This window comes from Guptibacillus spartinae, from assembly GCF_028610625.1.
GTDB lineage: Bacteria > Bacillota > Bacilli > Bacillales > Guptibacillaceae > Guptibacillus > Guptibacillus spartinae.
The window spans coordinates 217,699-229,650 of sequence record NZ_JAQQWU010000003.1 but is presented as its reverse complement, the minus strand read 5'-3'; the positions used below and the strand labels follow the sequence as shown (position 1 = coordinate 229,650).

General features: G+C 44.0%; 9 protein-coding genes. 2 read left to right on the top strand and 7 right to left on the bottom strand.

The window, feature by feature from the left end:
- Positions 1–7: 7 nt before the first annotated feature.
- The 5 genes from sftI to PQ511_RS07765 all read right to left on the bottom strand — a co-directional run bounded on the left by sftI (position 8) and on the right by PQ511_RS07765 (position 7,548).
- Positions 8–1,351: a sulfoquinovose isomerase gene (gene sftI / locus PQ511_RS07785; protein ID WP_273851335.1), complete on the bottom strand. Its 1,344-nt coding sequence runs from the start codon at positions 1,349–1,351 to the stop codon at positions 8–10.
- 93 nt (positions 1,352–1,444) lie between these two features.
- Entirely contained in the window at positions 1,445–3,490 is a 2,046-nt protein-coding gene (locus tag PQ511_RS07780) for an alpha-glucosidase (RefSeq protein ID WP_273851334.1), read from the bottom strand.
- 24 nt (positions 3,491–3,514) lie between these two features.
- On the bottom strand, positions 3,515–5,296 hold the full coding sequence (locus PQ511_RS07775; RefSeq protein ID WP_273851333.1) for a solute:sodium symporter family transporter: 1,782 nt from the start codon (positions 5,294–5,296) through the stop codon (positions 3,515–3,517).
- Between the two features lie 15 nt (positions 5,297–5,311).
- Positions 5,312–5,977 carry a DUF4867 family protein gene (locus tag PQ511_RS07770; RefSeq protein WP_273851332.1) on the bottom strand — a complete coding sequence of 222 codons (666 nt, stop codon included), beginning with the start codon at positions 5,975–5,977 and terminating at the stop codon, positions 5,312–5,314.
- A gap of 161 nt (positions 5,978–6,138) precedes the next feature.
- A complete protein-coding gene (locus PQ511_RS07765; protein WP_273851331.1) occupies positions 6,139–7,548 on the bottom strand; it encodes a zinc ribbon domain-containing protein in 1,410 nt (469 codons plus the stop codon).
- A 178-nt stretch (positions 7,549–7,726) separates the two neighbouring features.
- On the opposite strand from PQ511_RS07765, the gene PQ511_RS07760 reads away from it, so the two are divergent.
- Positions 7,727–8,209, top strand: coding sequence for a zinc ribbon domain-containing protein (locus tag PQ511_RS07760; protein ID WP_273851330.1), 483 nt, complete (start codon positions 7,727–7,729; stop codon positions 8,207–8,209).
- A gap of 6 nt (positions 8,210–8,215) precedes the next feature.
- The gene (locus tag PQ511_RS07755; RefSeq protein WP_273851329.1) at positions 8,216–9,775 is read left to right on the top strand and encodes a zinc ribbon domain-containing protein; all 1,560 of its coding nucleotides are present in this window, start codon (positions 8,216–8,218) and stop codon (positions 9,773–9,775) included.
- Positions 9,776–9,861: 86 nt separating this feature from the next.
- Here PQ511_RS07755 and PQ511_RS07750 read toward each other — a convergent pair whose 3' ends face one another.
- Complete coding sequence (locus tag PQ511_RS07750) at positions 9,862–10,941, bottom strand: M24 family metallopeptidase (RefSeq protein ID WP_273851328.1); 1,080 nt, start codon at positions 10,939–10,941, stop codon at positions 9,862–9,864.
- Positions 10,938–11,930 carry a UDP-glucose 4-epimerase GalE gene (gene galE / locus PQ511_RS07745; protein WP_273851327.1) on the bottom strand — a complete coding sequence of 331 codons (993 nt, stop codon included), beginning with the start codon at positions 11,928–11,930 and terminating at the stop codon, positions 10,938–10,940. Before galE ends, PQ511_RS07750 begins: the two co-directional genes overlap by 4 nt.
- Positions 11,931–11,952: the final 22 nt, after the last annotated feature.

The following is an 11,952-nucleotide window of genomic DNA, read 5'->3' as shown; positions in this document are numbered from 1 at the left end:
TCTCCCTTCAGTTCTTTGTATAGATCGTCGTCTTCAGACCAAGCTGCTTTCCAAGTTCAACGAGCTCATCGGCTACATCATCATAAATAATGGCATAGTGTGGTTCGAAACCTTCTTCCATTAATCCATATAACGTGTCATTGATTTCGGTTTCTAGTTCCACTTCAACAGACGTTCCATTGAAGCGCTGAGGCGTATCGAGTGCGTTTCCTCGCATCACAAGCAAACGATATCCTTCTGGCGTATAGCCAACGCGAAACATCGTCACGCGACCTGGTTTTAATCCAAATTCCATCGTAAAGCCGAGCTTTCGGTTTGGATGAACGCCTGGGCGTGCACCTTGATCAGGATGGGCGAGCGAATAAGCGCCAGCACCGCAATGCCAGAACACAACCGAATTACTTGCTTCATTCACGTGAACCATATCTCCAAGATACGGCGCACTTCCTGTTAGCTGTTGCAAAATAAACATCGATACCGATCCATGAATATCTGACTCACACGATGATACAACTCCGTCCTCTGTAAACTGAGAAAGGGTTGAGCATGCCGCAGCGCCAAGCTCATTGAAAAAGTCCGGCCAGCAGCGAATGGCAAGCGCTGATACGTCTTCTGCATCAATTTGTTCCTGCACATACGTCGTAAACTGAGCAAATCGCTGTACCGTTTCTTCATTCCGATTTAGCCCAATCACCTGTTGCTCTGCTCGTTCAATCGCGCCTTCCCATTTTTCACGAGGTAGCTTGACGCATTCCTCAAACGCTTTGTTTAAATCAAAGTTTTTCACCGTCACGCCAAGCTGTTTTTGAAGCGCTTCTTCATCCGTTCCTGAGAAGAAAAAACCTGGTGGGTGTTCCCCAATCACACCAATCGTAAGACCTTTCAGATCTTCAATTACCTTTTGCACTTTGAGTTGAACTTTAATTCTCTTTTGTACCTGCGCTTCATCACCATTCCCAAACACAAAGCTAAATGGGTGGTTCGCACACCGAAGTACATGACTTGTGCTGTTTCCGCCTGTTAAGGAATTTAAGCGAAGTCTTCCTCCGACACTTGGCTCACGTACGGACCAGACGATCACTGGCGCTTCCACTTTTTTAATTAACGCTTCAACAAATTCCCCATCCGCAAACGTGACGCTCTGATAGATGCTTGCAATTATATCTTCGCTGTTAACGTTTTCAAGAAAAGCCTCAAGATCTTCAGGAGACGTAATGATTTCCTCTGGCTCAATCACGTTCTCGGTCACGCTATGCAGAAATTCTGAACTTTTCTTTCGCTGTAGCTCTCCAGCTTCTAGATCAAACGTCTTTCTCCCAATTGGTACGTATAGAATGCTCGTTTTCGGCACGATTGGTCACAACCTTTCTCCTCTGTTTGTTACAAATACTATACCATACATTATTATGTTTTAAAATAGGTAGTAACCTTTTAATACACTTTCTTAATTTATTGCCTGCCCTGCTTTTTGGAAAATATCTGCGTACGCCGAACGTTTGCGATAGAAAACTGGCGTTTCACCAATTGGGGCGTTCACTTCAACCTGGCCTCCACTTGTTTCCTTACCACTCCATAAATGAACCCACTCATCTTCAGGCAAATACACAGACCACGTTTCTTTTCCTTCTTCATATACGGGTGCGACCACCATCTCTGAACCTAGCATATATTGATATTGAATGTTATAAGAAGCGAGATCATGTTCATACTCCATAAACATCGGTCGTTGAATTGGAATTCCTTTTTCAGCGTTCTCTTTGCTTAATGCTTTTAGATAAGGCTTCAGTGCTGTATAAACGTTTGTCATTTTCACAAAATGCTCAAGCGTCTCTTCGTCTTGATCAAACTGGAAGCAATCATCAGGACGATTTCCCTCGTGCGTTCGCATAACAGGTGTAAATGCCGCCATATCAACCCAGCGAAGCAGTAGCTCTTTGTTTCGCTTGTTGCCATGAAGACTTGTGTACCCACCGATATCGCTATGATGAACGCCATTTCCGCTCATTCCAGCAGATAGTGCGGCTGGAATAACGGAAGCAAGACCATCGTCGAGACTCCAATCAACACTTTGATCCCCAGCCCATAACAATGGACAGTATCCCTGACTACCTGAGTAACCAGCACGCATAAAGTAAACAATATCGCCCCAGCGTCCTGCTTTTTGAACGGCGTTATGATTCACTTTTGCCCACATGACGGGCCAGGCGTTGTGCATTTTGGTTGCTGGTTCTCCGCTATGAAGCTTTAAGTCTGTTGGCAAATATTCACCAAAATCAGCCATCCATCCGTCCATTCCAAAATCAATCATATTCTTTTGGATGACGTCTTCATACCATTCACACGCTGCTTCGTTTGTAAAATCAACAACGCCACAATAGAATTCACCGAAGTCAACAACATAATCACCGCCATTTAACGCCGTAGCAAGATAGCCATTGTCATAGGCTTCACGATACAAATCTCCTTCAACAGCAACATAAGGATTGATGTACCCCATGAAACGAATGCCTTTTTCCTTCCATTCCTTCACTTTTTGATTGAGTTCAGGATACTCCTCCGGATTCCATTTCCAGTTCCACATTAATCGCTTACCAAATGACGTTACGCGTTTCCCTTGCCAATCCTGACACCAAACGGCGCCTATTTTCATTCCTTTTTCAATCGCACGATCAATCTTATTTTGTACGCGTTCCGTTCCTCCCTGCATGCCTAGCCAGATCCCATCGAAGATCCAGTCGGGAAGCTCTGGTTGCCGACCGAGTCGAGCGGTTAATTTTTCAACGAGAGCTTTATACGTTTGTCCTGTTTCAAACAGAATCGAGGCCGGCGCTTCCCAAATGTGCAGCTCATGAAAATCATCGCGCTGAAAATCAAAATCTGCAAAAGCCGTTGTTTCGACGTGACAATAATATTTATTGGTAGATACATAGGTCGGCTGTGGATAATTTGTATTATAATAGTCACCACCAGCTTGATCTTTCACATCGGCTTGCCATGTCGTATAAGTCGATTTATTCCGTCCTACACCGGGTTCAGACGTCCAGAGTGGGAAGTTCTTTCCTCTTAAATTAAAATAGGAAAGCTGTTCCCCACACCCGTAAATTTTCTCATCGGCATTAGCGGCAACGCGTAACCAGAAACGATTAAACAGAGGATCTACGAGCTCAAACGATACGCGCAGACCTTCTTTGTCTTGCTTTAATACCATTGTTAACAGCTCATGATCGTGAGAAAAGTGGCGAAATCCGATGCGACACGTCTCTCCTTCATACCGTACTGTTGCATAGCGAAGAGCTACTCGTTCCACAACATAATCTTTTATTTTAAAATTTCCTCTGTACATATCAATCGTTTCTTCACCGCTACCAACGAAAACAAATGGTTGGGCTGGTGAATGACGAAACAGTAAGCGATTGTCCAGATGAACGTCAAATTCTTCTCCATTTTGCTTCAATTCAAAACTCGGTTTGATCGTTTTTGTATGCAACATGATTTCCCCCTACATTCTTATCGTTTATGCGCTTCTAAATTTCTTTTCAGCGTTAACTGCTTCTTCATGCTTCCTTGTAACAAAGCCAGAGTATTTTTTATTCCATGATTTGAGGGCAAGAAGGTAACAAATTGCTCCAGCGACAGCCGTTCCTAAGATCGCTGGCCAGAACCATCCAGAAATCATTCCACCTTCGTAGGCAAAACCAATTGGTGAGAAGAGAATGTAGACCATCACGACAAGGCTAATGAGAACAACAGATACTGGAATCGTAAACTTCCACGGCACCATGTCCACCTTTGGATTCGCTCGGAATTCATACGCTTCAGGTAGTGGACGAATGCGCCCAACGACCATCATGATCGCAACCTCAATAAGGAAAAGGATGGCTGAAATATGAATAAAGTTCATCGTAATTTCAATGTTAAACAGCTGGTTTAATCCCCATACAAGCATGTAATACGTAATCACGTGGAAAATAATTGCGATTTTTGCTCCAAGTGCAGGGATGCGTTTTGAAACAATCCCAACAAGAACAATGGCAATGATCGGGATGTTAAAGAACCCTGTAAAGCGGCGAATCAAATCCCATAATCCATCTGGTGCATTCATCAGCATTGGTGCAATAAAGAAAGAGACAAGCGCGAGAACGCTTCCAAAATATTTACTCACGTTAATCAGCTGACGATCCGTTGCGTTCTTGTTAATACCTGCTTTATACACATCAAGCGCAAACATCGTTGCGGCACTGTTCAATAGTGAGTTAAAACTTGAGAATACGGCGCCGAGAAGGACAGCTAGAAAGAGACCAGACATGAACGTCGGAAGCAAATTCGACACAACCGTTGGATAAGCGAGATCCACTGGATCCATTGAGCTCCCATAGAGATGGAAAGCAATAACTCCTGGAATCATCATCATAAATGGAACAGTTAGTTTATAGAATCCAGAGAGCAGAACCCCTTTTTGACCTTCCGCAAGGTTCTTCGCACCAAGCGTTCGCTGAATCACGTACTGATTCGTTCCCCAGTAGAACATGTTCATAAAAATCATTCCGGTAAAAATGGTCGAAAACGGAACAGAGTCTGTGCTTGATCCGATCGCATTTAACTTCTCAGGATTTTCCGTGGTAATCGTTTTAATTCCTTCTAGCATATCGCCATTTCCAAGGGCAAAGAAGCCGAGTATTGGAACAATAAGTCCAATGAAAAGGAGACCAATTCCGTTTAACGTATCGGATACCGCTACCGCTTTTAACCCACCGAAGATGGCATAGATGGCACCGATAATCCCAATTACCCAGATGACGAGCCAGACAGACGACTCAAATGAAATCCCGAGTAGCTCTGGTACATCAAAAAGACGAAGAATCGCAAGTGCCCCAGAGTAAAGGACAGACGGAATCGTTACAAACATATACCCAAGCATAAACAGGATAACCGTGTATCTGCGAACGCTTTCATCATAACGTTTACTTAAAAACTCAGGTAACGTTGAAAACGCACCGCCAAGATAGCGAGGTAGCAAGATAAGCGCCATGATGACAATGGCGAACGCCGCTGTCACTTCCCAGGCCATGTTGGAAAGGTTCGTTCGATAAGCTTGTCCATTCAAACCGATTAACTGTTCGGCAGATAAGTTTGTAAGTAAAAGAGAACCTGCAATAAATCCACCCGTTAACCCTCGACCTGCAAGAAAGTAACCATCTGAGTCATTAACGGAATTTCTTGTTTTTAAGTATGAAACCCATGCGACGAGCGCCATAAAAAAGACGCATGAAACTAGTGTAAACGTGATACCCGACATAAGGTTGTCCTCCTTTTATCCCTTGCTGTAAGCAACTGTTATATTTTCACCGACAATTCCTTTGTGTGCCCCAAGTGACATAAATCGTTCATGCTCTGGATGGGCAAGTAGCCATTTATTTTTCATAAAAAGGAGCGGATCATGTCCTTTTTGTGCATCTTCTAATGGCGTATTCGTTCCTTCTGGCAAGATCACCGTACATTTAAATCCTTCATCGCTCACTTTACAAGGGGCAAGGTGGAGCGTTGTTTGAAACATTTCAATCGCTGTATCCTTTGGAACATAAAACGCCTCTATATTCTTCACATCGTATGTATGATTCGTTATATCATTGGTATGACCGAGAAGGAGCACAAAATCCGTGATCGCAACGTTAATTTCGCTCCCCTTATGAAATTCAAGACCACCTAATGCGGAATTTCTGCCATTGCAGTATCCAATCTGTACCGGCATCCCTCCATAGTAGCTGTTTTCAACGAACGCTTTAAGCGATTGCGCTTCAAGCTCTTTATTCGAAGGAACGTAGTGATTTCCTTGTTTAGGAATTTCCGTTTCCTTCATTAAATTGGCCATTTGCTCGTATGGAAAATCTGAAAGAACCTTCCCGTACGTTCGAAAAGCTTCAGAATCTACTGACTGCACATGTAAATGTGGATTTACCTCGCGTAACACTTCAATCATATCCGCACCTCCGATATAAGTAGTGATGTTTAATAAAACATCATAACCTTTTATCATATTATATTGTAAACGCATTCACGAATGCAATAGTTTTTTTGAAATTATCAGTATTTTTGTAATAGGGGGTCAGGTTCGAACCTGACCCCCAGCACGCTACCACTTTAATAAACAACAGCATTCGTTAAATCAACGTACTCCACTTCTTCTCGGCTTTCAATCAACCATTTCCCGCCGCTTTTCACTAACTTATAGTGAAAACCACTTGAAGTCACTTCCGTCTCCACGTTGGTTTCTCCTTGCTCATGATCCGCTGAGTCCATCGTAACGAGAACGTCGATTTCTGCTTTCTTTCCAGATGAATCAATTAAGAGGCTGTCGAGATCAAAGGCCGCCTCTACAATCTCTCCAGTAAAAGCAGCATGATTTTCTCTGACAGACTGGAAGCGTTCGTCAAAATACGATTGTAGCTCTGGTGTTAGGTTTGAAAAGTAATCTGTTTCAAGATTTTCATACGCATAGATCCAATCATTTAAATACGTATTAACAGCGGAGATGATTAACTTAGTTTCATCCTGACTCTGCACTACTTCTGAGCCCCCAGCCGCGCCTTCCTTTTCGATTACGACAGGCCCCGGTTCGCGATAGTCGATCGAAAAGTACGGAGCTTCTCCTTCAAAATGAACAGAAGGGCTTTTTACAACACCTGCTTCAAATTGTTTTTCTGCATGCATAACAACAGATCCGTCAGTTGGATAAGGACCGATTCCCTCGGCATCACCTACCGCGATACCAGTGTCTTTTCCATTTATAAATAGGCGGGCATCTGCATAATTCGAGTCCGGCATCACAAACGCACCATTAACAGGCAAATCGACCTGCACGGTTTCCTCAGACGGAACGAGTTCGACCTCAGCTTCTCCACGCATCGTATACCCTTCATTCTCTAATTTTGTTTCAAACTGATAGCTCCCTGGCAAAAAAGGCCCGATTTTTTTACCGTCTTCTCCAATCGTTCCGCTTTCTTCTTTATTAATGAAAAGCGTAGTTTTATTAAATTGCGTTCCCACCTCTACATAAATCAGAGAAGAAGCGATCACATAATCCTTAAATAGATAAAATGCCTTCCCGTCTTCCATTAGCGTCATTTGAACGAGCAAGTTTTCATTCGGTTTGATAAGCATATGATCGCTTAGGCCCCTTGCCTGTCTCTCCAAATCTTGAATAAGAAGCGTTCGTTGGTCAGGATGCTCCTTCAATAGCGAAACAAAACTCGCAAGCTCGGCTTCTTGAGGAAGCAATGGATTTGTGTCAGGAATGAACTTTCCGATCGCTTCATAATTCTCTTCTAACACGGCATCTCGGAACCGGTCTACTGTTCGCTCAGGAGAAGTGATCCATTTTAACGTTAAAAAACTACCAATCAGGATCAGGAGTATCCCTCCAACGATTCCTCCCCATAATAGCCCTCTCGATTTCTTTAATGGTGACTGCTTATTTCTCACTACTTTCTGTCCGCACTTAACGCAAAACGCTCCAGCCTCGCTCCTCTTACACTGATTGCACCAATTCATCTTCCCACCTCCGCCCATTATTCCAAATCATATGGGAGGGATTTCTAATTATGACTGCTATTCCAAATCGATTTTTAACATGATTTCGTACTTTTCTCATATCTATGAAAAGGTCGAGAAAAGCACTCGTTCGCCTCTGTCCTATAATAAGCGAACGGAATCAAGGAGGAGATGGGATATGTCCGATCTACAAACGAAAATAGGCGGAGGTTTGTCAAAGCTTCAAGATGGACTCAACCAAGGAAAAACCAGACTCCAAACGGCACAGGAAGTTTCCCAGCTAAAAAAACACGCAAGTGATGCTGCTTCAAATCGCATGAAAGTCATCAACCAGCTTGGAGAGCTGACGTATCGCCTCCTTCGAAAAGGAGAAATCCAGCACCCCGATTTAACTGAACAAGTTGAGCGCCTTCTTCCATATGACTTGGAACTTTATCAAGCGAATCGTGCCCTTAGCCAAATGAAAAAAGAATCAAGCGAACGCGTTTGTGAATGCGGAGCCCCCATTCAAGTAGAGGATACGTTTTGTGGAAGCTGCGGAAACAAAGTTCTAATAGCAGCCCCCCCTCAAACCCTTGCAACTAAACCGTGTGAAATGTGTAAGGAGGAAGTACCGGAGTCTGCTCAATTTTGCGGTTGTTGCGGTTTGAAAAACGGCTAGGAGGTGTTGACTATCACGTACTGTACAACATGTGGCAACGAGGTGCCTTTTGGCGACAATTACTGTCATTATGATGGGACTTTTCAACTTTATGGAGAGGCTTCAAGTGTTACAGCGGGCGCCAAACCAAAATTTTGTTCAGAGTGCGGATCAGAGAATAGCGGTCACGACCAATACTGTTTACAGTGTGGTTCTTTTCAACTTTCCCTCGTCCCTTTCAAAGCGGAACGTACCCAAGAAAAGGTGGCGACGTCTCACTCGATTCCAGATCTCAGCGCAATCAATAAAAGATTGGCCATACTCTGCGCCTTTCTTGCCTTTCTCGCGGTGGGCATCATGTCCTTGGTTGTATCAGAAGGGTTTCAGCAGCAGGCCGCTTCATTTCAACAAACCCTAAATGAGCTCGAGGTTGGCCCAACAGAAGTCGCAAACGATTTTTATGAAAACTATGGTACGGAAAACGCTCTAACGGATCCCTTCTTTGGAATGACGGATTATTGGATGGCAGCTCATCTTCTTAACTCTACGCTTTCGTTCGATATAACAGAATCTGGTAAGCGATCTGGAGGAGACCTTGAGCTTCAGTCAGGCATGCTGATCCTCCTTTTACTGCCCCTTCTTTCACTACTGATTGCCGGGTATTTGTACGGACGTAAAGCTTCAGGAACGATTCAACAATACTGGCTATCTTCACTTTTAATCGGACTTTTTTATGGCATGCTAACAGCAGTTATTGCTCTAATCGCAGGATTCCAATTCGACGCTTCAGTACAAGAAAGCGGTATGGTTGCAAATTTGTCGATCGAAAACAACTATCCGTTCATAAAAGCTTTCTTTGCTGCATTTTTCCTCGGGACAGTTTTCTCGTTTATTGGCAGTTTATTTGGAAGTGGCACGATGAAACAATTAACTTCTTCGCCATTAAAAGAAAGTATAAGAACAATTCTATTCGGAACTTCCGTTTCAATCGCCGTCATGATTCTAGTACTCTATCGTTTCATGTCTGACGCGAACCCATTTCTTAGCTTTGACGACATTCCCGCAAGCTATTTTCTGATCATCGTGTTTCAAGGCGGATTTATTCTATGGAATACGCTCAACCTTTCTTCATTTACGTTCGATATGAACTTGCTAGATGAGAAACTACAGATGATGTATTCGGCTCTTGGTGGGCTAAAAATTGAAACAAATAACCCTTTTTCACTCTTTAGCTTCCTATCAAGTAATCCAGGAAACTTAAAACTTTATATGATCATCGGGTTACTACTCCCCATCGGTTTATTCCTATGGGCAGGCTACAGAATGCAACAGGGAGGCGCTATACAACTACATCGGATCGTTGTATTTGGTTTGCTTTATGCTTTTATGATGTCTTTACTAGCTGCCGGCTTAAATACAGGCTTCACAACTACGCTCGATTTACCAGCCGGTGAGTTTCAAGACATGACAGACGTTCCATTTCTTTTTATCGGTTTCTCCGCCATCGCGACATTTTTCAAATGCTTGATCTTCTCTACCCTTCTCGCTATTTGTGGTGCTTATTGGAAGAGGCGGAGAACCGACTGAGCGGCGTCCGCTGTAGGTGGACTTTTGAAGTTTTTTGTTTGCGAAGGGGGTCAGGCTCGAGCCTGACCCCCTTCCCTCACTTTCATCTACCTCACCAACACCGCGTTCCGAACAAACGTAACGCCTTCTACCTCAACTTCCTGGTAAACCCATTCACCGGTATACGTCATAAATTCAAGTCCCTTTTCGGTGAGAAGAACCGTGTCTTCCGACTTTACACCAGGCAAAGAAGGATTCCATGCGTAGGCTTGATTGACGACAATCTTATGGGGCGTTTCCGGATTCGCAAGGAATTCGCGCGAATTAAATCCGGTGAGTCCACCCTGATGAAGAAGTTTCCAGTCATCCGGGAAGCCTTGCTCCGCATATTCTGCAATACCAGCTTGAATCACTTCCCCAGCCGTGGCTCCAACTTTTGTAGCGTGATTCATCACGCTATCAATCCTTGCAACCGCAGCGCTATGCTGACGCAATTCTTCTGGAAGTTCGCCGAAGTACACGAGTCGCGTCACGTTCGCAACGAGGCCCGCTTCTTCTGCACAAATGACAATCATCGCATGACGATCAAGCTTCTTCTCAGTTGGAATCGGATGGCGATAGCGATAGATGCGTTCATCTGTTGCAACAAGAAGCACCTGAATCGACATACCGCCCGCAAGAATCTTCGCAGCTAGATGTGCTTCAATTTCTTTTTCCGTTTGACCAGGTTCAATTTCACGGCACGTCTCTTCCACCGCTTTGGCAGCTTTTTGACACAGATTGCGATAACGCTCACGTTCATCCGCTGTCAAAACAGAGCGGTATTTCCCTAGCTCTTCATCAACCACATCCCAGTCTGCATAAGGCATGTCAGCTGCCATCCGCACTCCTGTCGTTACCGATTCAATTAAATGCTCAGCAGGTTTGTACCAATCATCAGACAGCACCTCAAAAGAAAACGACAGATCGGAACATTCTTCTTCAACTATTCGGCGCTCTTCCATTTTCGACGTCACAAGATACGCCTGCTCACGCGTAATAATCCAGTCAGCCACGCCTGCTTCCATCGTCTGAACGATGTAATTCGTATTCCCGCCTGTGACCCAAGAGAAATTGTTCCGCCTTCTGAGTAAAACGCCATCATATCCTTGTTCTTCTAAAAATAACCGTACCTTCTCAATACTCATGCCTGATCGCCATACCCTTCAGGATGATTTTGATGCCAGCTCCACGCGTGCGCAACAATTTGTGAAAGCTCTGGATAGACCGGCTTCCATCCAAGTTCATTTATCGCTTTTGTCGACGAAGCGATTAACGTCGCTGGATCTCCATTGCGACGAGGCGCTATTTCCGCCTCAATCGATCTTTCCGTCACGTTACGACACGTATCAATCACTTCTTTTACCGTAAACCCTTTGCCATTTCCAAGGTTATAAACACCGCTCTTATTCGTTTCTTTCATCTTTTTCAACGCAAGGTAGTGAGCCTGCGCAAGGTCAAGCACATGAATATAATCTCGAACACACGTGCCATCTTTCGTATCATAATCATCACCGAAAATCGATACTTTTTCGCGCTGACCAAGCGCCGCCTGAAGGACGATTGGAATGAGATGCGATTCCGGTTGATGATCTTCGCCAATTTCCCCTTCTGGATCGGCACCAGCTGCATTAAAGTAGCGAAGCGAAGTTGATTTTAAGCCATAAGCATCATCACACCAGCGCAGCATCTTCTCAATCGCAAGCTTCGTTTCTCCGTACGGATTCGTTGGATTTGTCACGTCATCTTCCTCAATCGGCGTTCGCTCTGGATTTCCGTAAGTGGCAGCCGTCGATGAGAACACGATGTATTTCACATCATGATCAACGAGTTTCGATACAAGCGCCTGAGAACCCGCTACGTTATTTCGATAATATTCAAGCGGATTTGTCACGCTTTCTCCAACAAGCGAACTTGCAGCAAAGTGAATCACAGAATCAATGTCGTGATCCGCAAAGATTTGATCGATCACTTTTCCATCTGTTAAATCTCCTTTATACAAAGGAACGTTAAGAACAGCTTGTTCATGTCCTTTTGTTAAATTATCGAGTACGACAACATCTTCATTTTGCTCTAGTAAATACATAACCGTATGGCTACCGATATACCCGGCACCACCAGTGACTAAAATCGCCATGTTTTCCCCTCCAATTAAATCA